Here is a 26,522-nt window from a genome sequence, read left to right as displayed (position 1 = left end):
CGCGATCAGTTGATCGCGTCGTCCATGATGTTGAGGATCAACGTGTTTTTCGCGTAGTCGGTGATGGATGGCGACGCGCGGCTATCGAGATTGATGCCGGGATACTTGGCTTGCAGCGCCCTGGCGAGCCTGTTGGCGGCATCCGTCACCGAGGGATGATAGGAGATCGCGTTGCGCAGCGGCTGGAACACCTCCGCCGCCGAGACGTCGACGGTGAATCCCGCCGCCCTGGCGACATTGGCGAAGCGCTCCAGCTTCCCCTTGTCCGCCGAGGCGGTGGCGAAGATGCGCACCGTATAGGTGACCGGCGCCGGCGTCGCGGCAGGCGGCGGGTTCTGGGCGGCGTTGACCGGCGCGGTCTCGGCAGGTGCGGCGGCCGGCTCGGAGGCGGGCGCAGGCGTTGCCGCCTCAGGCGGCGGTGCGTCGGATTTCGCTGTTTCTGCAGGAGGTTGCGCAGCGGGCGCCTGGGCGATCTGCGGCGCCGGAGCGGGCGCGACGGCCGTCACGGCGGGCGCCACAGCCTGCGCCGCCCGCAGGCGGGAGACCTCCTCGCGCAGCGGAACCAGCGTCGCCACGACATAGATCAGCATGCCGGCGACGGCGGCGATCAGCGCCAGCGTGGCATAGCCGAGGATGTTGGAGGCGGGCTCGGCGGCGGCCTGCAGGTGCTGCGCGTCGAATTCCAGCCGCTTCAGCTCGACCTTGAGCTTCTCGATCTCGATCCAGCGATGAAACGCCTCCGGCTCCTCCGGCGGCGTGCGGCCGCTGCGCGCCGGGCGCGGCGCGGGGGCGGGGACGCGCGGCTTGTCGGTACCGGCGGCGGGCACGTCGGCCGGCGCTGCACCTTGATCGAAGGAGGGCTCGCGCTTGTCTGTCATCTCTCCAGTCTCCCATGGGCGGAGCGGCCCTGTTGCATCTGCATGTATCCGAATTGCGGGAGCGGGGTAAGCACCACCTCCGCACGCCTTGCCGCGATTGCCGGGCGGGCCGCGGTGCGTATAAGGACGGCAGCAGATCTTCACGACAGGGACGCTGCATGCCGAAAGCCGATCGTTCCGCGCCCGCTCCGTCGCTGCCGAGCCTCTATCTCGCCGGTCCCGAGGTGTTCCGGCCGGATGCCGTGGAGGAGGGTGAGCGATTGCAGGTACTCTGCGCGCAGCATGGCGCGCTCGGCCTCTATCCCTTGCAGGAGACGGCCGAGCCGCCCTCCGCCGACGCCATCCGCGCCGGCTGCATCGTCCTCATCCATCGCGCCGACGCGGTGATCGCCAATATCAGCCCGTTCCGCGGCGCCCATATGGACCCCGGCACCGCCTTCGAGATCGGCTATGCCGAGGCGATCGGCCGGCCGGTCTTCCTCTGGTCGAACGATCCTCGCCCCCTCGCGCAGCGCATAGAAGCGGATCCGCGCCATGGCGCGCTGCGGGACGCCGACGGCCATCTGATCGAGGATTTCGCCAAGCCGGAGAACCTGATGATCGTTCGCGACGGCGAGACGGTGCATCGACGGCCGGAAGACGCTATTGTGGCGGCCGTGGCGACACTCTCGACGGCTACCGGCAGGCGGCAGGCGCTGGAACGGCACCGGGCGATTCACCGCCGCACCCGCATCATGGTGCTGGCGGCGATTGCGGTCAGCCTTGCCGTCGCGCTCGCAGCCGGGTCGGTCGTCGACTGGCTGGTCGGCTGGTGAGACCAGGCGGGCGCTGGGTTCGCCATTGTCGGATCCCGCCCCGGAACGACCGCCGGCGCTCTGCCGGTCTTGACGGGGCGCCTCGCAGGTTCCTTCATGCCGGCACGCACGCGGCCCGACCGCCCCGACCCGGAGACGACGATGACCAGGCATGCAGGCGTTCCCATAGAAACCTTTTCGCATGAGGAACTGCTCGACCGGCTGGGACAGGTCGCCGTCCAGGTCGGTCTCGGCCTCAAACCGGGCCAGGAACTGGTGATCACCGCCTCGCTCGACGCGCTGCCGCTGGTACGGCGCATCACCGAGCATGCCTACAAGGCCGGCGCCACGCTGGTGACGACGCTGTTCTCCGACGAGGAGGCGGCGCTGATGCGATTCCACCACGCGACGGATTCGAGCTTCGATACCGCGTCGGGCTGGCTCTACGAGGGCATGGCCAATGCGTTCAAGGGCGGCGCGGCCCGCCTCGCCATCGCCGGCGAGAATCCCTCGCTGCTGGCGCATGAAGATCCCGAGAAGGTCGCCCGCGCCAACCGGGCCCGCTCGAAGGCCTATATGCCGGCGCTGTCGCTGATCGCCGGATTCGATATCAACTGGACCATCGTCTCCTACGCCTCGCCGGCCTGGGCCAGGGCGATGTTCCCTGACGACCCGGAGGACATCGCGGTCGCCAAGCTCTGGCACGCCATCTTCGCCGCCTCGCGGGTCGACACGCACGATCCCGTCGCGGCCTGGAACGCGCATAATGCCGAGCTCAGCACGCGCACGGCCCTGTTGAACGGCAAGCGCTTCTCGGCGTTGCGCTTCCAGGGGCCGGGCACCGATTTGACGGTAGGCCTCGCCGACGAGCACGAATGGGCCGGCGGCGCCTCGGTCGCCAAGAACGGCGTCGTCTGCAACGCCAATATCCCGACCGAGGAAGTGTTCACCACCCCGCACAAGCTGCGGGTGAACGGGCATGTATCGAGCACCAAGCCGCTCGCCTATCAGGGCACGCTCATCAAGGACATCGCGGTGACGTTCGAGGAAGGGCGCATCGTCGAGGCCCATGCCGCCACCGGGCTCGACATTCTCTCGAAGGTGCTGGACACCGACGAGGGCTCGCGCCGTCTCGGCGAGGTGGCGCTGGTGCCGCATTCCTCGCCGATCTCCAAGAGCGGCCTATTGTTCTTCAGCACCCTATATGACGAGAACGCCTCCAGCCACATCGCGCTCGGCCAGTCCTATTCCAAGTGCTTCATCAACGGCGCCGATCTGTCGCCGGAGGAGCTGGCGGCGCGCGGCGCCAATTCCAGCCTGATCCATATCGACTGGATGATCGGGTCGGGCGAAGTGGATGTCGACGGCATCGGCGTCGACGGGTCGTCCGAGCCGGTGATGCGGCGGGGCGAATGGGTATGATCCCGGCCCGGCTGGCGAGGGCGATGCGGTACGGCCATGGTGCTGCTTCCTGATGCCGGTGAACTGTGATGAACTCGTGCTGCGTTCGCGGTTGTCGGGCCGCCTTCGCGAATCGGGAGACCTGACGTGATGTGTCGCTGGCGCGCCTGGTGGAAAGGCTTGCCCGCCCTCGTGCTGCTGGTTGCGGCGGCGGTCTATTTCGCGCGCGTGCCGACCGAGCAGGACCTCGGTAGCCGGGCGGAGGCGTTGCTGGTCGCCATCGGCGAATCCTGGGCGCATGCGAGCTTCGACGGGCGCGACGCGCGCCTCGAAGGCGAGGCGCTGTCGGAGGAGGCGCGGGTCAAGGTCCGTGCCGAACTCGCGGCGCTGTCCGGCGTACGCAGCATCGACGACCGCACCACGCTGCTGCCGGAGCGCCGGCCCTTCACCTTCTCGGTGGTCCGCGACGGCTCGAAGCTGCACCTGGCCGGTTATGTGCCCTCCCGCTGGGCGCGCAGCCGCATTGCCGAAGCGGCGGCGAAGATGGCGCCCGGCGTGGTGGTGACCGGCGAGAAGGAGCTCACCCGGGCCCGGGGCGTTGCGGCCGGCGATTTCGCCGGCGTGGTGATCTTCGGCATCGAGCAATTGGCCAAGATGCCGTCCGGCCGGGTCACCATTTCCGACAATTCCTTTTCCATCGAGGGACGTGCACCCGATTTCGCCACCTATGACGCGCTGGAAGTGACGGTGCGCAGCGAATTGCCGGCGGATTTCGAACTTGCCCGCTTCGCCGTGCTGCCGCCGGCAGTGGCGCCCTTCGTCTGGTCGGCCGAGCGCGAGAGCGACGGGGTGAAGCTCTCCGGCTATATCCCGCTCGGCGATGCGAGGCGGTCTCTGCTCGACCTGGTGCGCAGCGCGGTGCCGGGTGCGGCCATTTCCGACCAGCTGCGCCTCGCCGACGGCTCGCCGCCGACGCAGGGCTGGCTGAAGGCCGTGGCCTTCGCGCTCGACCAGCTCGGCCGGCTGCCGGATGGCAAGGTCTCGCTGTCCGGTACCACCATTTCGATCGACGGCACCGCGCCGGACTTCGCCGCCTATGACGCGCTGGCCGGCGCGCGGCGCAACGTGCCGGAGGGCTATACGCTCACCCGCTTCGCGGTCGAGGCGCCGACGGTCACCCCCTTCATCTGGGGCGTGCTGAACGGTGCCGGCGGGTTGCGGCTTACCGGCTTTGCGCCCTCCGAAAGCGCCAAGAAGCTGGCGCTCGACGCGGTGCGCGCCGGTTTCCCCGGACTGCCGGTGAGCGACGAGATGCGCATCGCCGCCGGCGGTCCGCCGGCCGAGGCATGGGCGAGCGCGACGGCGTTCGGCATCGCCCAGCTGGCGCGGCTGCGGGCGGGGTCGGTGCGCGGGCTCGGCACCATGCTCACGATCTCCGGCGAGGCGGTGGATTCGGCGGCCTATGCGGCGGTCAGCACGGCGTTGACCGATGCCGTGCCGAAGGGTTTCGCACTGCAGAGCGACGTGCGCCCGCCGGTGGTGGCGCCCTATGTGTTCGGCATGCGCAGGGACGGGGAGGGGCTGACGGTCTCCGGCTTCTACCCGACGTCGCAGGCTCATGCGCTCATCGTCGATGCGGCCAAGCGCTACTTTCCCGGTCTTGCCATCAATGACGTATCGGCGCTGGCGCAGGGCGCGCCGGATGGTTTCGAGGCGGCCGTCGAGCTGGCGCTGCGTGAACTCGCCCGTCTCGAAAGCGGGGAGTTGCGCCTGGACGACCGCAAGCTGCGCCTCACCGGCACCGCCTTTCACAGCGCGGCAGTCGCCGCCATCGGCGAAACCCTCAAGCGGGAGATGCCGGCCGGATTCGCGGTCGATCTCGGGCTCGACGTCGTCGTGCGCCGCGAGATGCTGGATCGCGATGCCTGTCGCAAGGCGGTTGCCGCCCTGCTGGACCGCGGCAGCATCGTCTTCGTGGGGGCGAGCGAACGCCTCGACCCGATCAGTCACGGGCTGCTGGACCGGGTGGCGTCGGTCGCCGCCGGCTGTCCCGACGTCGCCATCGAGATCAGCGTCGCTCCGGCCGATATCGAGCCGGACCAGGCGGCGGCCAGGGCCAGGGCGGTCGTCGACTATCTCGCCGAGGCCGGCATCTTGCCGGACCGGCTCTGGGTCGGCCCGATCGGCACGCTCGCGGCTCAGGCGACGGATAGCCGCACCGATGCCGGTGGCGGTATCGTGCTCATCGTAAGGTAGGGGCCGATGGGATTTCTCGCACTCGAATTGTGGCCCTACCTGCTCGGCGCCGCGGCGATCGGCCTCGTCACCGGATGGATGAGCGGCTGCGCGCCCCGCCGCCGAGCGTCGGCGAGCGACGACAAGGCGAAGGCTGCACCATGACCGCCTTCGCCGTCGATACCGCGCTGCTGCTGTTCGTCGCCTATGCCGTGGGTTGCGGCGCCGGCTGCTGGCTTCGCCGAAGCTTTAGTCGGCGCTGAGCCTCGTTCAGTCCACCCCCCGCGCGCCGCGCAGGTCCGCCTCGATCTGCAGGGCGCTGTGCGAGCCGAAGCGGGCCTTGTAGACCTGGGCGTTCTCCATCACCCGCTGAACATAGTTGCGGGTCTCGGAGAACGGGATGCGCTCCACCCAGTCGATCGGATCGACGCTGGGGTCGCGCGGGTCGCCATATTGGGCGATCCACTTCGCCACATTGCCCCGGCCGGCATTGTAGCCGGCGAAGGTCAGCACGTAGTTGTTCTGGTAATTGTCGAGCAGCGCCCTGAGCTCGGCGGCGCCGAACTGCACATTCACCGTCGGGTTGGTGCGCAGCTGGGCCGGATCGAGCCGGGCGCCGGTGCGGCTGGCGATGGTGCGGCCGGTCGCCGGCATCACCTGCATCAGCCCCGACGCGCCGGCGCTGGAGACCGCCGAGGCGTTGAACATGCTTTCCTGGCGGGTGATCGCGAAGACCAGCGCACGGTCGACGTCCTCGGTGATCGGCTGGTATCGGGGGACGCCGATGGTCGGGAAAGCCTCGGCCTCCAGCGGCATGCCGCGCCCGAGCGCGACCTTGCCGATAACGGTCATGGTGCGTGCGTCGCCATCGGCGCGGGCGACTTCGGCCAGCATGCCGACCGAGGCCGCGTCGGGCAGGCGTTCGGCGAGATCGTAGGCGAGGGCCACGGTCAGCGCCGTCTTGTCGAGCTTCTGCAGCAGCCGGAAGATCTGCACGCCTTCGTCGCGGGCGAAGGCGGCGCGCTGGGTGGCGCTTGCCGGCGGCGCGGCGCGCACCGTCACTTCGGGGCGGCCGACACGCGCGCGCGCCAGCTGGCCATAATAGGCCGAGGTGTAGCGTGCGGCGAGCTCGTACTGCGCACGGGCATTGGCCGTGCTGCCGAGCGCCTCCCAGGCGCGGCCCTGCCAATAATAGCCGCGCGAGACCGTTGCCGGGTGGGTCTGGCCTTCCGGGATGCGGGCGAAGTGCTGCTGCGCGGTACGGGCGTCGCCGAGGAAGCGCAGGGCGATCCAGCCGGCGGTGAACTGCGCGTCGGCGACGTAATGCTCGTTTTCCGGCGTTACCGTCTCGCGGGCGATCTTGTAGGCGGTCTTGGCGTCGCCGGCGTCGAGCAGTTCGCGGGAGACCAGGCGGCGCTCGATCCACCATTCGTCGGGATCGATCAGCAGATTGGGATCCTTCGGCGCCGCCGACAGCGTGCGGGCGGCGGCGGCATCGTCGCCGGCGCGGCGCTGGATCTTGGCGAGGGCGTAGAGATAGGCCGGGTCCGAACGCAGCGATGCCGGCACATTGGCCAGCAGCTTGGTAGCATCGCCGGTCTTCTTGTCGAACAACGCGATCCGCGCCCTGGCCAATGCCATGACGTCGGGACCGGCGCGCTCGGCGGCGCGCAGGCCGCGCTCGGCATCCTCGTTATAGATCATCTTGTCGGCGCGATACTTGTGGTCGGCGCGGGTCAGCACGCCACCGAACTCGACCACGACGGTCGATTCGACGTCCGAGGACATCGGATCGTTGTGCCAGGCGTCGCGCAGCCAGGCGGTGCCGTTGGCGCGGTCGCCATTGGCGAACATGGCGCGGGCAAGGGCGATCTTGCCTTCGCCGGAATAGGGGCGCTGCTCGGCGAAGAAGGCGGTGATGGTCGCCGGGTCCTTGTTCTCGACATAGAGCAGGTATTCGAGGCGGCGGCGCAGCACCACCGGGGTCGGCAGGGTCGGGTGGGCGCGCAGGATCGCCACCGCCCGGTCGAAGCCGACGTCGCGGGCGGTCACCCGCAGGGCGAGCCAGCGGACCAGAGCCTGGGCGCCGGGGTCGCGCATGCGGTCGGCCATGGCGAGGGCGTCGGCGGCGTTACCCTTCTCGACGAGTTCGACGGCCTGCTTGAGGTCGGACGAGTAGCCGGGCGTCGAGGCGAAAGCCGAGGACAGGATCGACGCGCCGGCGGCGGCCGAAGCGGCGGTGAAGGTCGCGCCGCTCGACGGCACCGCGATCTGCGGCTTTTTCGCCGGCGCGGCGGCGGCCGGCTTGGGCGCCGGCTTCGCAGCGGCCTGCTTGGCGGCGGGTTTAGATGCCGTCTTCTGGGCCGGCTTGGCCGTGGATGCCGAAGCCGTCTTCGCGCCGGCCTTGGGCTTTTGCGGCGGCTTGGGTGCCGATGTGGTCTCGGCGCCGTGCGCAGGCACAAAGGAAGCGGTCGTCACGAGCAGCAAGCTGGCGGCAACGGGTAGAGCGAAGCCGAAACGGCGATGCAGTTCGAGGCTCATGGCCTAACGCACTCCCAAAAACAGACGCGGCCAGCGTGACGCGTACGATCCCCGAATGGGCCCGTGTCCGTTCCAGTTGTCTCGCGATCTCATTGACGAAGTGCTAACCACAAGCGGCTCACGCGTATTGTGATCCGTGCATTGTGATCTTCGTCGGCGCCGGGCCTTGTTGCCCGTTCAAGCCGGCGAAACCGGGGCAGCCTGCCGCAAAGGCGCAGCTTTGCCAAGAAGGTTCGGCAAAGGATCGGTGAAGGATCGGCATAACACCCCTTTCTTCGCGCCTGCCGACGCGATATCTGAGAGCCCCTTTGCCGGTGCAGACGTTGCGCCGGGCGCCAGCGACCAGAAAAGACCAGGAGCGCGCCATGCCTCACACGCCGCCCTTTCGTGGCTCATATACGGCTCTCGTGACGCCGTTCCGCGATGGTGTGCTCGATGAGAAAGCGCTGCGCGGACTGGTCGACTGGCAGATCGAGGAAGGCACGCACGGCCTCGTTCCCGTCGGCACCACCGGCGAAAGCCCGACCGTCTCCCATGAGGAACACAAGCTTGTGGTGGAGTGGACCGTCGCGCAGGCGGCCGGCCGCGTGCCGGTGATCGCTGGTGCGGGCTCCAACAACACCATCGAGGCGATCGACCTCGCCCGCCACGCCGAGAAGGCGGGGGCGGCCGCGGCGCTCGTGGTGACGCCCTACTACAACAAGCCTGGCCAGGAGGGCCTGTACCAGCACTACAAGGCGATTGCCGGTGCGGTGGGCATTCCGATCATCATCTACAACATTCCCGGCCGGTCCGTGGTCGACATGTCGGTGGAAACCATGGCCCGGTTGTTCGAACTGCCGAACATTGTCGGGGTGAAGGATGCCACCGCCAATCTCGCCCGCGTCAGCCAGCAGCGCGCGGCGATGGGACCGTCCTTCAACCAGCTCTCCGGCGAGGACGCCACCGCCCTCGCCTTCATGGCCCATGGCGGCGACGGGTGCATCTCGGTCGCCTCCAACGTGGCGCCCAAGCTGTGCTCGCAGCTGCAGAACGCCTGCCTCGCCGGCGATTTCGGTGCTGCGCTCGCCTTGCAGGACCGGCTGTTCCCGCTGTTCCAGGCGCTGTTCGTTGAAACCAACCCCAGCCCCACCAAATATGCGTTGAGCGTGCTCGGCAAGATTGCCGACGAAGCGCGCTTGCCCATGGTTCCGGTAAGCGACGCGACGAAAGACATCGTCCGCGCCGCCATGGTTCATGCGGGACTGATCAACTGAAGCCGTTCGGGGCCTTCGCTCCGAACCGGAGCTGAATAAAATGGCCGAAAAGAAGACGCTTCCCCGCAAAGTGGTGGCCGAGAACCGCCGCGCCCGATTCGACTACGACATCGGCGAGGTGTTCGAGGCCGGCATCGCCTTGTCCGGCACGGAGGTGAAGAGCCTGCGTGACGGCAAGGCGACGGTGGGGGAGAGCTACGTCTCGGCCAAGTCGGGCGAGGCGATCCTCTATAATTCCTTCATCCCCGAATATCTGCAGGCCAACCGGTTCAACCACGAGCCGCGCCGGCCGCGCAAATTGCTGCTGCACATGCGCGAGATCGCCAAGCTGTGGCAGGCGGTGGAGCGCGAAGGCATGACCGTCGTGCCGCTGCGCATCTATTTCAACGAGCAGGGGCGAGCCAAGGTCGAGCTTGCCATCGCCCGCGGCCGCAAGGCGCATGACAAGCGCGAGGCGCTGAAGGCAAAGGACTGGGCGCGCGACAAGCAGCGCCTGATGCGCGACCGGGGGTAGCCCAATGACCGGATACGAGACGCGGCCCGACGATCTGCCGGTGCCGGAAGACGACGGCGCGGCGGCGCACCTGCCCGGCTCGCGCCTTCCGACCATCGCCTTGCCGGCGACCGATGGGCGGACGATCGACCTCTCCGCGCTTGCGGGCCGCACCGTGGTCTATGTCTACCCGATGACCGGGCGACCCGGCGTCGCCTTGCCGGAAGGCTGGGATGCGATCCCCGGCGCGCGTGGCTGCACGCCGCAATCCTGCGCCTTCCGCGATCATTTCGCCGAACTGGTCGAGGCGGGAGCGACGGCGGTGTTCGGCCTGTCGACGCAGGACACCGCCTATCAGCGCGAGGCGGCCGAGCGGCTGCACCTGCCGTTCGCGCTACTGTCCGACGAGGGGCTCGCCTTCGGCCGGGCGTTGAGCCTGCCCACCTTCCTCGCCGATGGCCGGGAGCTCATAAAGCGAATGGCGCTCGTCGTGGACGACGGCGCCATCACGCAGTGCTTCTATCCGGTGTTTCCGCCGGAGCGGAACGCGCCGGATGTCCTCGCCTGGCTGCGAGCCCATCCGCGCTAGGGAGCCCCGGCCGGTCGCGCTTCAGTCCTTGGCGCGCTCGACATAGGAGCCGTCCGCCGTCATCACCACGATGCGGGTGCCGATGCCGATATGCGGCGGCACGGCGGAGCGCACGCCGTTCGACAGGATGGCGGGCTTGTAGGAGGACGATGCCGTCTGACCCTTCATCGCCGGCTCGGTCTCGGTGACCTCCAGCGTCACGCGCTGCGGCAGTTCGATGGCGATGCCGTTGCCGTCGTGCATCTTCAGCATGACCTGCATGCCTTCCTGCAGATAGGGCGCCTGGTCGCCGACGACGTCGGGATGCACGGCGACCTGGTCGTAATTGTCCGGGTTCATGAAGTGGAACCCTTCGCCGTCCGAGTAGAGGAAGGTGTGGGGACGATCCTCGACATGGGCGCGCTCCACCTGTTCGGTGGTGCGGTAGCGCTCGGAGATCTTCACCCCGTCGGAGATGCGGCGCATGTCGAGCTGGGTGACGGGCGTACCCTTGCCGGGATGGATGTTATCGGCGGTGAGCACGACATAGAGCTTGCCGTCGATGTCGACCACGGCGCCCTTGCGCAGCGTGCTGGCGATGACCTTGACCATTTCGGTCCTCTGGCTGTTGGGTGCGCCGGACAGGAAAATGGCGCAGACCGGGATTCCTTTGGGCGGTTCCTATACAAGCGCGACCGCCTGTCGCCAACCCCATCGCGCGATGCCGGCACCTCGCCCGTTCGACGGAGACGTTCCGATGACACATTCAAGCTTCGCAGCCGCCTCGCCGTGGTGGTCGCCGGATGTCCATGCCGACCGCCGGCCGTTTCTGGTCGGCCGCCAGCGCATCGTTGTGGCGCTGCGCGATTTCTTCATAGCGCGCGACTTCATCGAGGTGGAGACGCCCATTCTCCAGGTCTCCCCCGGCAACGAGACGCATCTCCACGCCTTTTCGACGCAACTCGTGGCACCGGACGGGTCGGCCTCCACGCGCTACCTGCACACCTCGCCGGAATTCACGGCCAAGAAGCTGCTTGCCGCCGGCGAGAAGCGACTGTTCACCTTCGCCCGCGTGTTCCGAAATGGCGAGCGCACGGCGCTGCATCATCCCGAATTCACCATGCTGGAATGGTATCGCGCCGACGAGACCTATGAGGCGCTGATGGACGATTGCGCCGGCCTGCTGCAGGCGGCGGCGCAGGCGGTGGAAGCCGGCATCTTCCGTTATGGCGCGCATGTCGTCGATGTCGGGCTGGAGCCGGAGCGGCTGACGGTGACGGAGGCATTCGCCTGCTATGCCGGCATCGATCTGCTCGCCACGCTGGACCCGGCCGGAGCGCCCGACCGCGACGCCCTGTGGCACGCCGCCCGCCGTGCCGGCATCCGCGTCGCCGAGGACGATGTCTGGGCGGATATATTCACCCGGGTGATGGTGGAGAAGATCGAGCCCTTCCTCGGCATCGGCCGGCCGACCATCCTGTGCGAATACCCGATCGGCGAGGCGGCCCTGGCCCGGCCGAAGCCCGGCGACGGACGGGTGGCGGAACGGTTCGAGCTCTATGTCTGCGGCGTCGAGCTGGCAAACGCCTTCGGCGAACTGACCGATGCCGCCGAGCAGCGCCGGCGCTTCGTGCAGTGGATGGATGAGAAGCAGCGGCTCTATGGCGAGCGGTATCCGATCGACGAGGATTTCCTCGCCGCTCTGGCGCGGATGCCGGAGGCCTCCGGCATCGCCCTCGGCCTCGACCGGCTGGCGCTGCTGGCCACCGGTGCTCGGCGCATAGAGGATGTGCTATGGGCGCCGGTAGCCCCCTGATCGCGCGCCCTGATCAGCCAAGTGCATCGAGATGGGTGCGGACGGCAGCGAAGACGGCGCGGAACATTTCCGGCGTCAGCACGCCGGTATTCGTGTTGTAGCGGGAGCAATGATAGCTGTCGAAGAGCACGACGTCGCCCAGCCGATGCACCGCGCCATGCGCGAACTTATGGTGCGACAGACGTTCGCCATGGGCGGCCAGTACCTGGTCGTGGGCGATCTTGCCCAGCGCGACGATGGCGCTGAGGCTCGGCAGCAGGCCGATGGTCGCGGTGAGGAAGGGGCGGCAGGTGCGCATCTCCTCGGTGGTCGGCTTGTTTTCCGGTGGCACGCAGCGCACGGCGTTGGTCAGCCGGGCGTCGACCAGCCGCAAGCTGTCGTCCGCCCGCGCCTCGAAGCGTCCGGTGGCGAAACCGAAGCGCAGCAAGGTGTCGTAGAGCAGTTCGCCGGCATAATCGCCGGTGAACGGTCGGCCGGTACGGTTGGCGCCGCGCAGGCCGGGAGCGAGGCCGACGATGAGCAGGCGACCATCCTGCGGGCCGAAGGACGGGACCGGCGCATTATGCCATCCCGGCTCGGCCGCCCGCCACTGGTCGCGGAATGCGACGAGGCGCGGGCACAGCGGACAGTTCCGCGCCGGCTCCGCTGCCGGTGCGGTAGAGACGTCGACCGGGTTCACCGGCCGGCGAGCTCTTCGTCGCCGCCGACGGTCGGCGCCGGGCCGCGCCGTTCGAGGAAGCGGGGCGTTTCGGTCATGCGGCCCGCCCGCTCGTTCGGATCGCGGCCGATGCGCGCCTGCAGGTCGACGAGATCGATGAAGGCATCGGCCTGGCGGCGCAACTCGTCGGCGATCATCGGCGGCTGCGTGCTCACACTGGAGACGACGCTCACCCGCACGCCCTTGCGCTGGATCGCTTCGACCAGCGACCTAAAATCGCCATCGCCGGAGAAGATGACGATATGGTCGACATGGCTCGCCAGTTCCATTGCATTGACGGCGAGCTCGATATCCATATTACCGCGCACGCGGCGGCGGCCCTGGCTGTCGGTGAACTCGCGCGCCGGCTTGGTGACCACCGAATAGCCATTGTAATCGAGCCAATCCAGCAGCGGGCGGATCGAGGAGTACTCGCTATCCTCTACGAGAGTAGTGTAATAAAAAGCCCGTAATACGTAGCCCTTGCTCTGAAATTCTTTCAGAAGGCGCTTGTAGTCGATATCGAAACCAAGAGACTTTGTCGCTGAATATAGATTTGCACCGTCGATAAAGAGAGCAATTTTTTCCATGGGCTGGACCATTATGGCTCTTACCTAATGAACATGATTTAAAAATGAAGCCTCGCTTACCACTCAACGAAGCTGACTTCCGCCCTATCTCCCAGTCATAGCGCATTTATCGTCGTCATGCGGTCAAATTTTGCGTTTGCGGATTGCCTGCCAGGATGACCGCTTGCTCTCCGGCGAGGCATCGGCTAAGGCAACGCTTTCCGAAATAACCCACAGGAGTGCCGGAGCATGGCTCGCGTCACCGTCGAGGATTGCATCGACAAGGTCGACAATCGCTTCGAACTCGTCCTTCTGGCCGGCCACCGGGCCCGCATGATCGCGTCCGGTTCGCCGATCACCGTCGATCGCGACAACGACAAGAACCCCGTCGTCGCCCTTCGCGAGATCGCCGACGAGACCATCTCGCCGGAGGATCTGAAGGAAGATCTCATCCATTCGCTGCAGAAGTTCACCGAAGTCGACGAGCCGGAAGCCGAGACGGTTCCGATGATCGCGTCGAGCGGCGAGGGCGGTGCGGACGATCCCGACGTCATGCTCGACCGCATGACGGAAGAGGAACTGCTGGCCGGTCTTCAGGGCCTGGTGCCGCCGGAGCCGAGCGACGACGAAGAAGGCTGAATGGCCGTCCGGCCGATCCGGCAATAGATTTATCCCGCAGCCCGGCCTCGTGCCGGGCTGTTGCTTTTGCGGCGGAATTTCCGCTGGAGCGCTTGCCTTGGCCCCGCCGACGATCATATCTAGCCATCGGGGACGGTCGGGTCGTTCCCCTCGCGAGATCCTGTCATGATGCGGCAGTACGAGCTCGTCGAGCGCGTGCGCCGGTATAATCCCAATACCGACGAGGCGCTGCTCGATCGCGCCTATGTCTATGCCATGCGCGCGCATGGCACGCAGAAGCGCGCCTCCGGCGACCCCTATTTCTCGCATCCGCTCGAAGTCGCCGCGATCCTTACCGACCTCAAGCTCGATGACGCCACCATCGTCGCGGCGCTGCTGCACGACACGATCGAGGACACCGACGCCACCCGCGACGAGATCGACAAGTGGTTCGGTCCGCAGATCGGCGCGCTGGTCGAGGGCCTGACCAAGATCAAGAAGCTCGATCTCGTCTCCAAGCAGGCCAAGCAGGCGGAGAACCTCCGCAAGCTGCTGCTCGCCATCGCCGATGATGTACGGGTGCTGCTGGTCAAGCTCGCCGACCGGCTGCACAACATGCGGACCCTGAAATGGGTGCCGGAAGAGAAGCGCAACCGCGTCGCCCAGGAAACGCTGGACATCTATGCGCCGCTCGCCGGCCGCATGGGCATGCATGACATGCGCGAAGAGCTGGAGGACCTGTCCTTCCGCCAGCTTTCCCCGGAAGCCTATGAATCGATCCTCGGCCGGCTGAACGCGCTCAAGGATCACAATGGCGAACTGGTGGCGGCCATCGAGCGCGAGCTGTCCGATGCCCTCGGCCAGAAGGGGGTGGCGGCGGTCGTGAAGGGGCGCGAGAAGCGGCCCTATTCCATCTGGCGGAAGATGGAGCAGAAGTCTGTCGCCTTCGAGCAGTTGTCGGATATCTACGGCTTCCGCATCATCGTGCGGACGGTGGAGGAATGCTACGGCGCGCTCGGCGTGGTGCACACCAGGTGGCGCGTGGTGCCGGGCCGCTTCAAGGACTACATCTCGACCCCCAAGCAGAACGACTACCGCTCCGTCCATACCACCGTCGTCGGTCCCGGGCGCCAGCGTGTCGAGCTGCAGATCCGCACCCGCCAGATGCACGAGATCGCCGAATACGGCATCGCCGCGCATGCGATCTACAAGGATGGCGAGCCGGCCGCGGTCGGCGAGGACCTGCTGACCCGCGATTCCAACGCCTATGCGTGGCTGCGGCGCACCATCGAGCTGCTGGCCGAGGGATCGAGCCCCGAGGAATTCCTGGAGCATACCAAGCTCGAACTCTTCCACGACCAGGTGTTCTGCTTCACGCCCAAGGGACGGCTGATCGCCCTGCCGCGCGGGGCGACGCCGATCGACTTCGCCTATGCGGTGCATACCGGCGTGGGCAACATGGCGACCGGCGCCAAGATCAACGGCAAGGTATCGCCGCTGGTGTCCCGCCTCCACAATGGCGACGAGGTCGAGATCATCACCTCGCCGTCGGCAACGCCGCCGGCGGCGTGGGAATCCATCGTCGTCACCGGCAAGGCCCGCGCCGCGATCAGGCGTGCAACGCGCGTCGCGGTGCGCGCGCAATATGCCGGCCTCGGACGCCGCATGGTGGACCGTGCCATGGCGCGCGCCGGCAAGGCGTTCTCCGACGAGAAGCTGGCCGGATCGGTCAATCGCCTCGCCCGCGCGACGCCGGAGGAAGTCTATGCGGCGGTCGGCCTCGGCGAGATGAAGGCCGACGACGTGGTCAAGGCGCTCTATCCGGAATGGACCGGGCCGCGCTCGGAAGAGAAGGTCGCCCCCAAGGGCGAGGGCTGGTTCGAACTGGAGCGCGGCCAGAGCCTGAAGTTCAAGATACCCGGCGTCGAGACGGTGGCCGATCCCAAGACCGCCATCCCGATCCGCGGCATCAACCGCGAACTGCCCGTCCGCTTCGCGCCGAATGGCGGCGCCGTGCCCGGCGACCGGATCGTCGGCATCATGACGCCGGGCGAGGGGATCACCATCTATCCGATCCAGTCGCCGGCCTTGCAGGATTTCGAGGAAGAGCCGGAGCGCTGGCTCGATGTGCGCTGGGACGTCGACGAGGGCGATCCGCAGCGCTTTCCGGTGCAGATCGTGGTGGTCGCCACCAACGAGCCGGGCTCGCTCGGGCAGATTGCGCAGGTCATCGGCGAGCGCGACGGCAATATCGACAACCTGCACATGTCGTCGCGCTCGCCCGATTTCACGCGCATGGTGATCGATATCGGCGTCTACGACCTGCGCCATCTCAACGGCATCGTTTCGGATCTGCGCTCGCGCCCGGTGGTGTCGAGCGTCGAGCGCGTCAACGGTTAAGACGCCGCCGAACCGCCGGAACCCTCTGGCTTTCTTCGCGTTGTCGCTTCGAAAAGGCCGCCTGGATGGCCATGCGAGGGAGGACGCGATGATCGCGGATATCGTTCACAGCACAATGCGTATCGTCGCCGGCCTTGCCAAGCAGTGGAGTGGCCGCACGCTGGGCCATGGCGCCCTCGAGGCGGCCGGACGCGTCGACCGGTTGGTCGGACAGGCGGTTCTGGTTTCCGTTCGGGCACGATCACGCGGTGGTCGTACGTCCGGTCACTATTGAGCGCGGCCGAGCCCGCTCCCTCTCTCACATGAGGCTGAGAAGCATGCGTATCCGATATGGATTTCGGGTGGCGCTCGACTGTGCCAATCCGACACCGGCGACCTTCGCCATCGATGTGCACACGTCGCGCCATCAGGACATCATCGTGCAGTCGCCGATGTTCATGCGCAATGACGGCCAACGCACGCTTGCCCCCTCCATGTCGCTCGACATGTTCGGGAATGTGCGTCGGCGGGTCGTCCTGCCGGTTGGACGTACCGAGATCGAGCATCACGGCGTGATCCACGATCCCGGCACGCGCGACGTGACCAATTTCGCCGCTCGGCAGTCGCCGCTCGACGAACTGCCCGAGGACGTGATGGTGTTCCTGCTGGGCAGCCGCTATTGCGAGACCGACCTGCTCGCCGGCGAGGCGTGGTCTCGCTTCGGCCATGTGCCGGAGGGGTGGGCGCGCGTGCAGGCGATCTGCGATTTCGTGCACGATCATGTGCGGTTCGGCTATGCCCATGCCGACTGCACCCGTTCCGCTACCGGCGTGTTCCGGGAGAAGCGTGGCGTCTGCCGCGACTTTGCCCATCTCGCCATCACCCTGTGCCGGGCGATGAACATCCCGGCACGCTACTGCACCGGCTATCTCGGCGACATCGGCGTGCCGCGCGATCCGGCGCCGATGGATTTCAGCGCCTGGTTCGAGGCCTATCTCGGCGGACGCTGGTACAGCTTCGACGCTCGCCACAATATCCCGCGCATCGGTCGCGTCGTCATGGCGCGTGGCCGCGACGCCACCGACGTGCCGATCGTCTGCACCTTCGGCTCACATGGCCTCGCCGGCTTCGAGGTCTGGACCGACGAGATGGTGGGAAGCGAGGCGGTGGCGGCCTGACATACCGTCCGATGGCACGGGCATCGTGACGCGGAACGGCGGATGGGTTATCACCCGCCGTTCCATTCATTGCCCGATCGGTTTGCCGCCATGACTGAAGACGAGGTCCTCGCCGAGTTTCGCGCCGCCGGCGCTCTGCTCGAAGGGCATTTCATCCTCTCCTCCGGGCTGCGCAGCCCGGTGTTCCTCCAGAAGATGTTCATCTTCATGGATCCGGCGCGCACCGAGCGGCTGTGCCGCGCGCTCGCCGAAAAGGCGCAGGCCGCCTTCGGCCGCATCGACTACGTGGTTTCGCCCGCCATGGGTGGCATCATTCCCGGCTATGAGACGGCCCGCCACCTCGGCGCCAAGGCGATATTCGTCGAGCGCGAGGATGGGCAGTTCGCGCTGCGGCGTGGTTTCTCCATCCCGGAGGGCGCGCGCGTGTTGATGGTCGAGGACATCGTCACCACCGGCCTGTCGTCGCGCGAATGCCTCGCCTCCATCGCGAGCTACCCTGGCAAGATCGTTGGCGCCGCCTGCCTGATCGACCGGTCGGGCGGCAAGGCGGATCTCGGTGTGCCGATGGTGGCGCTCGCCAGCCTCGACATCCCGACCTACGCACCGGATGCGCTGCCGCCGGACCTTGCCGCCATGCCGGCGGTAAAGCCGGGCAGCCGCGGGCTGCAGGGTGCGAAGGCATGAGCACCGTGTCCATATCGCCGCTCGTGGTTCCGCCGATCCGCCTCGGCGTGAATATCGACCACGTCGCCACGGTGCGGAATGCCCGCGGCGGCGCGTTGCCCGATCCGCTGCGCGCCGCGCAGCTCGCCGCGGCTGCCGGCGCCGACGGCATCACTGCCCATCTACGCGAAGACCGCCGCCATGTGCGCGACGACGATATCCGGCGCCTGCGCGAGGCTCTGCCCATTCCGCTCAATTTCGAGATGGCGGCAACCAGCGAGATGGTCGCCATCGCCACCAAATTGCGTCCGCATGCCTGCTGCCTGGTGCCGGAGCGGCGCGAGGAGCGCACGACGGAAGGCGGGCTCGACGTGCTTGGCGGCGGCATCGACCTTGCCCATCGCGTCGAACGGCTTTCGGCCGCCGGCATCCGCGTGTCGCTGTTCGTCGCGCCGGATGCCGACCAGATCGTGCGGGCCGCCGATATCGGCGCGGCGGTGGTCGAGCTTCATACCGGCGCCTGGTGCGAGCTTCGCACGGCGGGGCGGCACGACGAAGCCGCGGCCGAGCTGGGCCGGCTCACCGCTGCCGCCGAACAGGCGGCGACGTTGGGTCTGGAAGTGCATGCCGGCCATGGTCTCGACTTCGAGACGGCTCAGATCATGGCGGCGCATGCCCCTATCCGCGAACTCAATATCGGTCATTTCCTGATCGGCGAGGCGATTTTCGAGGGGCTCGAGACGGCAGTCCGGCGCATGCGCTCGGCAATGGCGCGCGGTCGGGCGCAGTTGCGGGCGGGCAAGGCGGCGTGAGAGGGCGACATGATCCTGGGAATCGGTTCGGATCTCATTGACGCGCGGCGGGTCGCCGAAGTGCTGGAGCGCCACGGCGAACGCTTCATCGAGCGTGTCTTCACGCCGGTCGAGCGGGCGAAGTCGGAGCGCCGCGCGCGTCGCGCCGAGAGCTACGCCAAGCGCTTCGCCGCCAAGGAAGCCTGTTCCAAGGCCCTCGGCACCGGGCTGTCGCAGGGCGTGTTCTGGCGGGACATGGGGGTGGTGAACCTGCCCTCCGGCCGGCCCACCATGCTTCTTACCGGCGGGGCCAAGGAGCGGCTCGACGCGATGACGCCGCCGGGCTGCGAGGCACGCATCGACCTGACCATCACCGATGACGGCCCGCTCGCCCAGGCTTTCGTCATCATCAGCGCGGTGCCCAAACCGGTCCCCGTTCCCGAAAGGTAAGCTCCTTCGATCGTGAAGTGCGCGCGTTGCCGCAGGCGTAAGGAGCGGCTATAGGAGCCCACGGCCCCGATTTAGGTGGTGCCGTGCCGGCGTCAGCCTGAGCGCGGCTTAGCGGAAAGCACGATGAGCTCGACAACCGAACCGAAGAAGAAGGAAGGCGGCCTCGGCGAGACCGCCAAGGTCATCCTTCAGGCGTTTCTGATCGCTCTGATCATCCGCACCTTCCTGTTCCAGCCGTTCAACATTCCATCCGGCTCGATGAAGGAGACGCTGCTGGTCGGCGATTATCTCTTTGTGTCGAAGTTCAGCTACGGCTACAGCCGCTTCTCGCTGCCGCTCTCGCCGCCGCTGTTTGACGGGCGGATCCTCGGCTCGACGCCCGAGCGCGGCGACGTGGTGGTGTTCAAGCTGCCCCGCGACGAAGCCACCGACTACATCAAGCGCGTCATCGGCCTGCCCGGTGACCAGATCCAGATGATCGGCGGCGTGCTCAACATCAACGGCGTGCCGGTGAAGCGCGAGGATGCCGGCTACTGGATGGACGACGAAGGCGACGGGCGGGTCCAGCGGGTGAAGGTGTGGAGGGAGACGCTGCCGAACGGCGTCAGCTACCAGACGCTCGATCTCGTCGATAACGGCTTCTACGACAACACCCCCGTCTATCAGGTGCCGCCCGGCCATTATTTCATGATGGGCGACAACCGCGACAATTCCTCCGACAGCCGCGTGCTCAGCCAGGTCGGCTATGTGCCCTATGAGAACCTGATCGGCCGTGCCCAGATGATCTTCTTCTCGGTGAAGGAGGGGGCATCGGCCTGGCAGGTGTGGAAATGGCCCTGGACGATCCGGTGGGATCGCCTGTTCTCGTTCGTGCGATGAATCGGCCGACCCGGAGCGATGACCGGGCCGATCTCGCTGCGCTCGAGCATTCTCTCGGCCACGATTTTTCCGAGCTGTCCTACCTCGTCCTGGCGCTGACCCATATCAGCGCCGTGACCGGCGTGCAGGGCAGCCGCGCGCGGGTACTGTCTTATCAGCGGCTGGAATTCCTCGGCGACCATGTGCTCGGGCTCATCGTCTCCGACATGCTCTACCGCACCTATCCCGACGCCGAGGAGGGCGAGCTGTCGCGCCGGCTCTCCGATCTCGTCTGCGAGGAGGCCTGCGCCCAGGTCGCGCAGGATATGGGCATTGCGGCCTTCGTGCGGTTGGGTGCCGGCGAGGAGCGCACCGGCGGGCGGCATCGGCAGGCCATCCTCGCCGACATCGCCGAGGCGGTGCTGGCCGCCGTCTATCTCGACGCTGGCTTCCCCGCTGCCGAAAAGCTGGTCGAGCGCTTCTGGCGTCCCCGTCTCGACAGGCGCGGCAGCGCCGGGCGCGATCCCAAGACCGCGCTTCAGGAATGGGCGCAAGCGCGCGGCCTGCCGCCGCCGCATTACCGGCTGGTCGAGCGGGACGGACCGGATCATAATCCGCAGTTCCGCATCGCGGTCGAGGTTCCCGGATGGGAGCCGGCCGAAGGTGTCGGTACCTCCAAGCAGGGCGCTCAGAAGGCGGCGGCCGCTGCCTTTCTCGAACGGGTCGCTTCATGAACGATACGGACGTTACTACGCGCTGCGGCTTCGTCGCCCTCATCGGCGCCCCGAATGCCGGCAAGTCGACGCTGACCAACGCGCTGGTCGGCACCAAGGTCTCGATCGTTTCGCACAAGGTGCAGACGACCCGCAGCCTGGTGCGCGGCATCGCCATCGAGGGGACGGTGCAGATCGTGCTCGTCGACACGCCCGGCATCTTTGCGCCGAAGCGCCGGCTGGAGAAGGCGATGGTGCGCTCCGCCTGGGGTGGAGCCGGTGACGCCGATGCGGTGGCGCTGCTCGTGGACGCGCGTGTCGGCATCACCGAAGAGGTCGAGGCGATCATGCGCGGCCTCGCCGAGGTCAAGCGCCCGCGCGCGGTCATCCTGAACAAGATCGACCTCGTCAAACGCGACAGCCTGCTGGAGCTTGCCGCCAAGGTGGCCGAGCATATCAGCCTCGACCGTGTGTTCATGATCTCGGCGCTGGAGGGCGATGGGCTTGCGCAGCTGCGCCAGTGGCTGACCGAGGTATTGCCGGTTGGGCCCTGGCTCTATCCCGAGGACCAGATTTCCGACGCGCCGATGCGCATGCTGGCCGCCGAGATCACCCGCGAGAAGCTGTTCCACCGCCTGCACGAGGAACTTCCCTACCGCTCGACGGTGGAGACGGACAGCTGGCAGGAACGCAAGGACGGGTCGGTGCGCATCGAGCAGACGATCTTCGTCGAGCGCGAAAGCCAGCGGAAGATCGTGCTCGGCAAGGGTGGCGAGACCATCAAGGCGATCTCCATGGCCTCGCGCAAGGAGCTTACCGAGATCGTCGAGGCACCGGTGCATCTGTTCCTGTTCGTGAAGGTGCGCGAGAACTGGGCCGACGACCCGGAGCGCTATCGCGAAATGGGTCTGGAGTTCCCGAGCTCCGACTAGCCCGTTCGGAATAAGGATATAACCAGGGCGCCGCCGCGATGGAGTGGACGGATGAAGGCATCATCCTCGGGCTTCGCCGTCACGGCGAGGCCAATGCCATCGTCGAGCTGCTGACCGCCGCTCATGGCCGGCATCTCGGCCTGGTGCGCGGCGGCGGCTCGCGCAAGCAGGCGCCGGCGCTGCAGCCCGGAAACGGTGTCCATGTCGCGTGGCGGGCGCGGCTCGACGAGCATCTCGGCGCCTTCACCCTGGAGGTGACGCGCTCACGGGCCGGCAACCTGATGAACCAGGCCCATTCCGCCTTTGCCATCAGCCATCTCGGCAGCCTCGTTCGCCTGTTGCCGGAGCGCGACCCGCATCCCGATCTCTATGCGACGCTCGACGTCATGGTCGACCATCTCGCCGAGCCGTCGCTCGCGGCGATGATGCTGGCCCGGTTCGAGCTGAGGATGCTGGCCGAGCTGGGTTTCGGCCTCGACCTCGATAGCTGCGCCGCGACGGGCGGGCGCAACGACCTGCTCTATGTCTCGCCGAAATCCGGCCGGGCCGTCAGCCGCGATGCCGGCGAGCCATGGCGCACGCAGCTCTTCGATCTGCCCTATTTCCTGATCGGCGAAGTGGCCGAGCCGCCGGCCGCGGGCGATCTTCGCGCGGCTTTCGAGCTGACCGGCCATTTCCTCGCCCGACGGGTCTTCGAGCCCCGCGGCGCGGCGCTGCCTGACACCCGCGCCGCATTCCTCCACGCCGTGCTGCGAGGCCCTGTGGATCGGTAGATGAGGGGGGACGAGATTCAGGTCGGCGAGCAGGTGCCTTCGGTGGGCTTTCACGTGTCATGCGTGCCATAGGTCGGCAACAAGACCGCGGCGGTGGCCTGCCTGCGTACAGCCCGACGAAAACGCCGGTTGATGCGGCGCGTTCGCGTCTTGTTCCCGTGACGAGTTCCATGTAGCGAAGGATCTATGGGAGAGGGACCGATTCCGACTGACGACGGCATTATCGAGCCTGTCGGCCTCAAGGCCGCGCTCGAGGAGCGCTACCTCGCCTATGCGCTGTCCACCATCATGCATCGCGCGCTGCCGGATGCGCGCGACGGGTTGAAGCCGGTGCATCGCCGCATCCTCTATGGCATGCGGCTGTTGCGCCTCGATCCCGGCGGCGGCTTCCGCAAGAGCGCCAAGATCGTCGGCGATGTGATGGGCTCCTTCCATCCGCACGGCAACATGGCGATCTACGATGCCATGGTGCGGCTGGCCCAGGATTTCTCGCAGCGCTATCCGCTGGTCGACGGGCAGGGCAATTTCGGCAATATCGACGGCGACAATGCCGCCGCCGAGCGCTACACCGAGGCGCGACTGACCGAGGTGGCGCGGCTGATCATCGACGGCATCGACGAGGATGCGGTCGCCTTCCGCCCTAACTATGACGGCACCACCGACGAACCCGTCGTCATGCCCGGCGGCTTCCCCAATCTGCTCGCCAACGGCTCGACCGGCATCGCGGTCGGCATGGCGACCTCGATCCCGCCGCACAACGCGGCCGAGCTGTTCGACGCCTGTCTGCATCTCATCGCGAACCCCGAGGCGACCACCGACGAGTTGCTGCACTTCGTGAAGGGGCCGGACTTCCCGACCGGCGGCATACTCATCGAATCGCCGGCCTCAATCGCCGACGCCTATGCCACCGGCCGCGGCGGCTTCCGCCTGCGCGCCCGCTGGAGCAAGGAAGAAACCGGCCGCGGCACCTATGTCGTGGTGGTGACCGAGATTCCCTACGGCGTCGCCAAGTCGCGCCTCGTGGAAAAGATTGCCGACCTGCTCAACGAGAAGAAGCTGCCGCTGCTCGCCGACGTGCGCGACGAATCCGCCGAGGATGTGCGCCTCGTGCTGGAGCCGCGGGCGCGCAATGTCGACGCCGAGCTGCTGATGGAAAGCCTGTTCAAGCTCACCGAGCTGGAGGTGCGCTTCCCGCTGAACATGAATGTGCTGGTCGGCGGGCTGGTGCCGAAGGTGGTCAGCCTCGCCGAGGTGCTGCGCGAATGGCTGGACCATCGGCGCGACGTGCTGCTGCGCCGCTCGCGTCACCGTCTGGCCGAGATCGAGCATCGGCTGGAAGTGCTCGCCGGCTACCTCATCGCCTATCTCAATCTCGACGAGGTGATCCGCATCATTCGCGAGGAGGACGAGCCGAAGCCGGTGCTGATGGCGCGTTTCGAGCTTACGGACGTGCAGGCCGAGGCCATCCTGAACATGCGGCTGCGCAGCCTGCGGCGTCTCGAGGAGTTCGAGATCCGCAAGGAGCACGACAAGCTGTCGAAGGAAAAGGACAAGCTGGAAAAGCTGCTGGGATCGGAAGCGCGCCAGTGGAAGGCGATCGGCGACCAGATCACCGAGACACGCAAGCTGTTCGGGCCGGACACCGAGATCGGCCGCCGCCGCACGACGTTCGGCGAGGCCACCTCCCATGACGCCGGCGCGGTGATCGAGGCGCTGGTGGAGCGCGAGCCGATCACCGTCGTCGTGTCGCAGAAAGGCTGGATCCGTACCCTCAAGGGCCATGTCGCCGATCTCGGCACGCTCGCCTTCAAGGGCGACGATTCGCTGAAGCTCAGCTTCTTCGCCGAGACCACCTCCAAGCTGCTGGTCTTCGCCACCAATGGCCGCTTCTATACGCTGGATGCCTCCAAGCTGCCGGGCGGCCGCGGACATGGCGAGCCGTTGCGCCTGTCGATCGACCTCGAGCAGGAGGCCGATATCGTCGACGTCATCGTCTACCAGGGTGGGCGCAAGCTGCTGGTGGCGGCGAAGGAGGGCAGGGGCTTCCTGGTCGCCGAGGACGACTGCCTCGCCAATACCCGCAAGGGCAAGCAGGTTCTGGGCGTCGACGGGCAGGAAGCCTGCCGGCTCGTGGTGGCGTCCGGCGACAGCGTCGCGGTGATCGGCGAGAACCGCAAGCTGCTGGTGTTCCCGCTGTCGCAGGTGCCGGAAATGGTGCGCGGGCGCGGCGTGCGCCTCCAGCGCTACAAGGACGGCGAGATGTCGGACATCAAGGTGTTCGCCCTCGCCGACGGCCTTACCTGGCTCGACACGTCCAACCGCACCTGGACGGTGACCGATCTGACCGAATGGCGTGGCGAACGCGCGGGCACCGGTCGTTTGCCGCCTAAGGGATTTCCGCGCAATAATCGATTTTGAACGGCACGAAGGGTTGAGTACGTGACGGTTCGTCCATCAAGGAATAATGTTGCCGGCTAATATAATCACGGCCGATTAGGCCTGAACCTGGTCGACCCGCTCCCAGCCATGGGCGGTCAACCGTTCCTGCGGCAGGAACTGGCGCTTGTAGCCCATCTTGGCCGAGCCATCGACCCAATAGCCGAGATAGACATAGGGCAGGCCGAGCGCCTTGGCCTTTGCGATATGGTCGAGGATGACGAAGGTGCCGATGGAGCGGGCGGCCTCGTCCGGCTCGTAGAACGAGTAGACCATGGACAGGCCATCGGCGAGGATGTCGGTGAGCGCCACCGCGTAGAGCGAACCCTGTCCGTGGCCATGGATGGCGGTGTCCGGCCCGCGCCGGCGATATTCGACGAGGCGGGTGCGCACATGGCTGTCCTCGACCATCATCGCGTAGTCAAGCACCGTCATGTCCGCCATGCCGCCGTCGCCATGGCGGCTGTCGAGATAGGCGCGGAACAGCGAATATTGCTCGGCGGTCGGCACCGCCGCCCGCATGTCGCCGATCAGGTCGGCATTGGCCTGCCGGACCCGGCGAAAACGCCGCGATTCATGAAAATCGTCGACGCAGACACGCACGGAGACACAGGCGCGGCACTGTTCGCAGGCGGGGCGATAGGCGATCGACTGGCTGCGGCGAAAGCCGCCATGGGTGAGCACATCGTTGAGCTGGGTCGCCCGCTCGCCTACCAGATGGGTAAACACCTTACGTTCCTCGCGCCCCGGCAGATAGGGGCACGGCGAGGGAGCCGTCAGATAGAATTGCGGCGTATCGCGAGGATGTTCCGTCACGGGTCTTTCAATGTCCGACTGATAGAAGGATCGCGCGGGCCGGCCTCCGCGTCAAAGGCAGAAATGCGTATCGCGTAAAAGTGTCACCGTCGGCGCAGGGAAGCGGCGCGGGCTTCGCTGTTGGTGACCACGGTGCCCAGCAGCAGGTCATGCAGCAAACGCTTGCGGCTGTTGAGCAGGCCGACGATCAGGACCAGCGGGGTCAGGACGCTGAGCGACACCCAGAACAGCACGACGCTGAGCACGGCGAGCAGCGAATACATCGGCGCGCCGTACCAGAGCCGCATCTCGATCTCCATGACGCGCATGCCGACCGTGGCCGATTCGCGTCCGCCGAGCGTCAGCCCGCTATAGACCAGCGCCCAGATCACGAAGGCCGGGCTCAGCATGCCGAACAGCAGCCAACCGAGGCCGAAGGTCACGAAACCCGACACGAAGATCACCAGCGCCGCGACCCCGATCGGGGCGCAGACGATGAAGGCGTCGATCAGGAAGGCGATGAGGCGCCTCCACAGCACGCCGCGGAAATATTCCGGTTCGGTGAGCGGGTCATAGGCATAGGGCCTGGGCACGGCGGAGCCGCCCATGGTGAAGGGATCGGACATGGCGTTCTCCCGGATCGATCCCTTTCAGATGGCCTTCGCCGAACCGTGCGGCAAGAGCCGCC

Annotated in this window: 27 protein-coding genes; 20 read left to right on the top strand and 7 right to left on the bottom strand. The window is 67.0% G+C overall.

Features of this window, described 5'->3' with window-relative positions; all coding sequences use genetic code 11:
- Positions 1-5: 5 nt before the first annotated feature.
- Positions 6-878 carry a hypothetical protein gene (locus tag AC1RU4_RS14310; RefSeq protein WP_492891764.1) on the bottom strand — a complete coding sequence of 291 codons (873 nt, stop codon included), beginning with the start codon at positions 876-878 and terminating at the stop codon, positions 6-8.
- Positions 879-1,036: 158 nt separating this feature from the next.
- Between AC1RU4_RS14310 and AC1RU4_RS14305 the strand changes: the two genes are divergently transcribed.
- The 4 genes from AC1RU4_RS14305 to AC1RU4_RS14290 all read left to right on the top strand — a co-directional run bounded on the left by AC1RU4_RS14305 (position 1,037) and on the right by AC1RU4_RS14290 (position 5,473).
- Positions 1,037-1,693 (top strand): nucleoside 2-deoxyribosyltransferase, encoded by a 657-nt coding sequence (locus AC1RU4_RS14305; RefSeq protein WP_492891763.1) that lies wholly within the window; start codon positions 1,037-1,039, stop codon positions 1,691-1,693.
- A 141-nt stretch (positions 1,694-1,834) separates the two neighbouring features.
- Entirely contained in the window at positions 1,835-3,094 is a 1,260-nt protein-coding gene (locus AC1RU4_RS14300; protein ID WP_492891762.1) for an aminopeptidase, read from the top strand.
- 129 nt (positions 3,095-3,223) lie between these two features.
- Positions 3,224-5,329 (top strand): flagellar motor protein MotB, encoded by a 2,106-nt coding sequence (locus tag AC1RU4_RS14295; protein WP_492891865.1) that lies wholly within the window; start codon positions 3,224-3,226, stop codon positions 5,327-5,329.
- 6 nt (positions 5,330-5,335) lie between these two features.
- On the top strand, positions 5,336-5,473 hold the full coding sequence (locus tag AC1RU4_RS14290) for a hypothetical protein (RefSeq protein WP_492891761.1): 138 nt from the start codon (positions 5,336-5,338) through the stop codon (positions 5,471-5,473).
- 105 nt (positions 5,474-5,578) lie between these two features.
- Here the strand turns inward: AC1RU4_RS14290 and AC1RU4_RS14285 are convergent, their stop codons facing one another.
- Positions 5,579-7,849: a lytic transglycosylase domain-containing protein gene (locus tag AC1RU4_RS14285; RefSeq protein ID WP_492891760.1), complete on the bottom strand. Its 2,271-nt coding sequence runs from the start codon at positions 7,847-7,849 to the stop codon at positions 5,579-5,581.
- 365 nt (positions 7,850-8,214) lie between these two features.
- Between AC1RU4_RS14285 and dapA the strand changes: the two genes are divergently transcribed.
- Genes dapA through AC1RU4_RS14270 form a run of 3 tightly spaced genes read left to right on the top strand, consistent with a single transcriptional unit; the run spans position 8,215 to position 10,187 of the window.
- Positions 8,215-9,105 (top strand): 4-hydroxy-tetrahydrodipicolinate synthase, encoded by an 891-nt coding sequence (dapA, locus tag AC1RU4_RS14280; RefSeq protein WP_492891759.1) that lies wholly within the window; start codon positions 8,215-8,217, stop codon positions 9,103-9,105.
- A gap of 40 nt (positions 9,106-9,145) precedes the next feature.
- Positions 9,146-9,619: an SsrA-binding protein SmpB gene (gene smpB, locus AC1RU4_RS14275; protein WP_492891758.1), complete on the top strand. Its 474-nt coding sequence runs from the start codon at positions 9,146-9,148 to the stop codon at positions 9,617-9,619.
- Between the two features lie 4 nt (positions 9,620-9,623).
- On the top strand, positions 9,624-10,187 hold the full coding sequence (locus tag AC1RU4_RS14270) for a peroxiredoxin (RefSeq protein ID WP_492891757.1): 564 nt from the start codon (positions 9,624-9,626) through the stop codon (positions 10,185-10,187).
- A gap of 21 nt (positions 10,188-10,208) precedes the next feature.
- On the opposite strand, the gene efp is transcribed toward AC1RU4_RS14270, so the two are convergent.
- Positions 10,209-10,778, bottom strand: coding sequence for an elongation factor P (efp, locus tag AC1RU4_RS14265; protein ID WP_492891756.1), 570 nt, complete (start codon positions 10,776-10,778; stop codon positions 10,209-10,211).
- Positions 10,779-10,923: 145 nt separating this feature from the next.
- Between efp and epmA the strand changes: the two genes are divergently transcribed.
- A complete protein-coding gene (gene epmA / locus AC1RU4_RS14260) occupies positions 10,924-11,982 on the top strand; it encodes an EF-P lysine aminoacylase EpmA (protein ID WP_492891755.1) in 1,059 nt (352 codons plus the stop codon).
- A 13-nt stretch (positions 11,983-11,995) separates the two neighbouring features.
- Here epmA and AC1RU4_RS14255 read toward each other — a convergent pair whose 3' ends face one another.
- A complete protein-coding gene (locus AC1RU4_RS14255) occupies positions 11,996-12,661 on the bottom strand; it encodes a uracil-DNA glycosylase (RefSeq protein ID WP_492891754.1) in 666 nt (221 codons plus the stop codon).
- Complete coding sequence (locus tag AC1RU4_RS14250; RefSeq protein ID WP_492891753.1) at positions 12,658-13,281, bottom strand: LabA-like NYN domain-containing protein; 624 nt, start codon at positions 13,279-13,281, stop codon at positions 12,658-12,660. Before AC1RU4_RS14250 ends, AC1RU4_RS14255 begins: the two co-directional genes overlap by 4 nt.
- 216 nt (positions 13,282-13,497) lie before the next feature.
- Here AC1RU4_RS14250 and rpoZ point away from each other — a divergent pair, with 216 nt between their 5' ends.
- The 12 genes from rpoZ (at position 13,498) to parC (ending at position 25,021) form a co-directional block, all read left to right on the top strand.
- Positions 13,498-13,887: a DNA-directed RNA polymerase subunit omega gene (gene rpoZ, locus AC1RU4_RS14245; protein WP_492891752.1), complete on the top strand. Its 390-nt coding sequence runs from the start codon at positions 13,498-13,500 to the stop codon at positions 13,885-13,887.
- Positions 13,888-14,052: 165 nt separating this feature from the next.
- Entirely contained in the window at positions 14,053-16,266 is a 2,214-nt protein-coding gene (locus AC1RU4_RS14240; protein WP_492891751.1) for a RelA/SpoT family protein, read from the top strand.
- A gap of 88 nt (positions 16,267-16,354) precedes the next feature.
- Positions 16,355-16,540 carry a hypothetical protein gene (locus AC1RU4_RS14235; protein ID WP_492891750.1) on the top strand — a complete coding sequence of 62 codons (186 nt, stop codon included), beginning with the start codon at positions 16,355-16,357 and terminating at the stop codon, positions 16,538-16,540.
- Positions 16,541-16,583: 43 nt separating this feature from the next.
- A complete protein-coding gene (locus AC1RU4_RS14230) occupies positions 16,584-17,423 on the top strand; it encodes a transglutaminase-like domain-containing protein (protein WP_492891749.1) in 840 nt (279 codons plus the stop codon).
- A gap of 90 nt (positions 17,424-17,513) precedes the next feature.
- The gene (gene pyrE / locus AC1RU4_RS14225) at positions 17,514-18,107 is read left to right on the top strand and encodes an orotate phosphoribosyltransferase (RefSeq protein ID WP_492891748.1); all 594 of its coding nucleotides are present in this window, start codon (positions 17,514-17,516) and stop codon (positions 18,105-18,107) included.
- Complete coding sequence (locus AC1RU4_RS14220; protein ID WP_492891747.1) at positions 18,104-18,898, top strand: pyridoxine 5'-phosphate synthase; 795 nt, start codon at positions 18,104-18,106, stop codon at positions 18,896-18,898. Before pyrE ends, AC1RU4_RS14220 begins: the two co-directional genes overlap by 4 nt.
- A gap of 9 nt (positions 18,899-18,907) precedes the next feature.
- Positions 18,908-19,327 carry a holo-ACP synthase gene (acpS, locus tag AC1RU4_RS14215; protein ID WP_492891746.1) on the top strand — a complete coding sequence of 140 codons (420 nt, stop codon included), beginning with the start codon at positions 18,908-18,910 and terminating at the stop codon, positions 19,325-19,327.
- A 123-nt stretch (positions 19,328-19,450) separates the two neighbouring features.
- Positions 19,451-20,206: a signal peptidase I gene (lepB, locus tag AC1RU4_RS14210; RefSeq protein WP_492891745.1), complete on the top strand. Its 756-nt coding sequence runs from the start codon at positions 19,451-19,453 to the stop codon at positions 20,204-20,206.
- A complete protein-coding gene (gene rnc, locus AC1RU4_RS14205) occupies positions 20,203-20,919 on the top strand; it encodes a ribonuclease III (RefSeq protein ID WP_492891744.1) in 717 nt (238 codons plus the stop codon). The genes lepB and rnc overlap by 4 nt, the downstream gene beginning before the upstream one ends.
- Positions 20,916-21,830: a GTPase Era gene (era, locus tag AC1RU4_RS14200; protein WP_492891743.1), complete on the top strand. Its 915-nt coding sequence runs from the start codon at positions 20,916-20,918 to the stop codon at positions 21,828-21,830. The genes rnc and era overlap by 4 nt, the downstream gene beginning before the upstream one ends.
- Before the next feature lie 38 nt (positions 21,831-21,868).
- Positions 21,869-22,603 (top strand): DNA repair protein RecO, encoded by a 735-nt coding sequence (gene recO / locus AC1RU4_RS14195; protein WP_492891742.1) that lies wholly within the window; start codon positions 21,869-21,871, stop codon positions 22,601-22,603.
- A 186-nt stretch (positions 22,604-22,789) separates the two neighbouring features.
- Entirely contained in the window at positions 22,790-25,021 is a 2,232-nt protein-coding gene (gene parC / locus AC1RU4_RS14190; protein ID WP_492891741.1) for a DNA topoisomerase IV subunit A, read from the top strand.
- A gap of 75 nt (positions 25,022-25,096) precedes the next feature.
- Here the strand turns inward: parC and AC1RU4_RS14185 are convergent, their stop codons facing one another.
- Positions 25,097-25,855 carry an arginyltransferase gene (locus AC1RU4_RS14185; RefSeq protein WP_492891740.1) on the bottom strand — a complete coding sequence of 253 codons (759 nt, stop codon included), beginning with the start codon at positions 25,853-25,855 and terminating at the stop codon, positions 25,097-25,099.
- 83 nt (positions 25,856-25,938) lie between these two features.
- On the bottom strand, positions 25,939-26,460 hold the full coding sequence (locus AC1RU4_RS14180; RefSeq protein WP_492891739.1) for an RDD family protein: 522 nt from the start codon (positions 26,458-26,460) through the stop codon (positions 25,939-25,941).
- Positions 26,461-26,522: the final 62 nt, after the last annotated feature.

It is taken from the genome of Ancylobacter sp. GW821-FHT10E12 (assembly GCF_058809335.1).
Note: the sequence above shows the minus strand (reverse complement) of the source record. Positions and strands in the feature narration are given on the sequence as shown.

Excerpts from the sequence above, each read along its gene's own strand:
- AC1RU4_RS14305 (WP_492891763.1), top strand. The coding sequence starts at position 1,037 with ATGCCGAAAGCCGATCGTTCCGCGCCCGCTCCGTCGCTGCCGAGCCTC.
- efp (WP_492891756.1), bottom strand. The coding sequence starts at position 10,778 with ATGGTCAAGGTCATCGCCAGCACGCTGCGCAAGGGCGCCGTGGTCGAC.
- dapA (WP_492891759.1), top strand. The coding sequence starts at position 8,215 with ATGCCTCACACGCCGCCCTTTCGTGGCTCATATACGGCTCTCGTGACG.
- AC1RU4_RS14250 (WP_492891753.1), bottom strand. The coding sequence starts at position 13,281 with ATGGTCCAGCCCATGGAAAAAATTGCTCTCTTTATCGACGGTGCAAAT.
- AC1RU4_RS14270 (WP_492891757.1), top strand. The coding sequence starts at position 9,624 with ATGACCGGATACGAGACGCGGCCCGACGATCTGCCGGTGCCGGAAGAC.
- pyrE (WP_492891748.1), top strand. The coding sequence starts at position 17,514 with ATGACTGAAGACGAGGTCCTCGCCGAGTTTCGCGCCGCCGGCGCTCTG.
- AC1RU4_RS14300 (WP_492891762.1), top strand. The coding sequence starts at position 1,835 with ATGACCAGGCATGCAGGCGTTCCCATAGAAACCTTTTCGCATGAGGAA.
- AC1RU4_RS14240 (WP_492891751.1), top strand. The coding sequence starts at position 14,053 with ATGATGCGGCAGTACGAGCTCGTCGAGCGCGTGCGCCGGTATAATCCC.
- acpS (WP_492891746.1), top strand. The coding sequence starts at position 18,908 with ATGATCCTGGGAATCGGTTCGGATCTCATTGACGCGCGGCGGGTCGCC.
- AC1RU4_RS14230 (WP_492891749.1), top strand. The coding sequence starts at position 16,584 with ATGCGTATCCGATATGGATTTCGGGTGGCGCTCGACTGTGCCAATCCG.
- parC (WP_492891741.1), top strand. The coding sequence starts at position 22,790 with ATGGGAGAGGGACCGATTCCGACTGACGACGGCATTATCGAGCCTGTC.
- epmA (WP_492891755.1), top strand. The coding sequence starts at position 10,924 with ATGACACATTCAAGCTTCGCAGCCGCCTCGCCGTGGTGGTCGCCGGAT.
- smpB (WP_492891758.1), top strand. The coding sequence starts at position 9,146 with ATGGCCGAAAAGAAGACGCTTCCCCGCAAAGTGGTGGCCGAGAACCGC.
- rpoZ (WP_492891752.1), top strand. The coding sequence starts at position 13,498 with ATGGCTCGCGTCACCGTCGAGGATTGCATCGACAAGGTCGACAATCGC.
- era (WP_492891743.1), top strand. The coding sequence starts at position 20,916 with ATGAACGATACGGACGTTACTACGCGCTGCGGCTTCGTCGCCCTCATC.
- recO (WP_492891742.1), top strand. The coding sequence starts at position 21,869 with ATGGAGTGGACGGATGAAGGCATCATCCTCGGGCTTCGCCGTCACGGC.
- AC1RU4_RS14180 (WP_492891739.1), bottom strand. The coding sequence starts at position 26,460 with ATGTCCGATCCCTTCACCATGGGCGGCTCCGCCGTGCCCAGGCCCTAT.
- AC1RU4_RS14295 (WP_492891865.1), top strand. The coding sequence starts at position 3,224 with ATGTGTCGCTGGCGCGCCTGGTGGAAAGGCTTGCCCGCCCTCGTGCTG.
- rnc (WP_492891744.1), top strand. The coding sequence starts at position 20,203 with ATGAATCGGCCGACCCGGAGCGATGACCGGGCCGATCTCGCTGCGCTC.
- AC1RU4_RS14235 (WP_492891750.1), top strand. The coding sequence starts at position 16,355 with ATGATCGCGGATATCGTTCACAGCACAATGCGTATCGTCGCCGGCCTT.
- AC1RU4_RS14290 (WP_492891761.1), top strand. The coding sequence starts at position 5,336 with ATGGGATTTCTCGCACTCGAATTGTGGCCCTACCTGCTCGGCGCCGCG.
- AC1RU4_RS14285 (WP_492891760.1), bottom strand. The coding sequence starts at position 7,849 with ATGAGCCTCGAACTGCATCGCCGTTTCGGCTTCGCTCTACCCGTTGCC.
- AC1RU4_RS14220 (WP_492891747.1), top strand. The coding sequence starts at position 18,104 with ATGAGCACCGTGTCCATATCGCCGCTCGTGGTTCCGCCGATCCGCCTC.
- AC1RU4_RS14310 (WP_492891764.1), bottom strand. The coding sequence starts at position 878 with ATGACAGACAAGCGCGAGCCCTCCTTCGATCAAGGTGCAGCGCCGGCC.
- lepB (WP_492891745.1), top strand. The coding sequence starts at position 19,451 with ATGAGCTCGACAACCGAACCGAAGAAGAAGGAAGGCGGCCTCGGCGAG.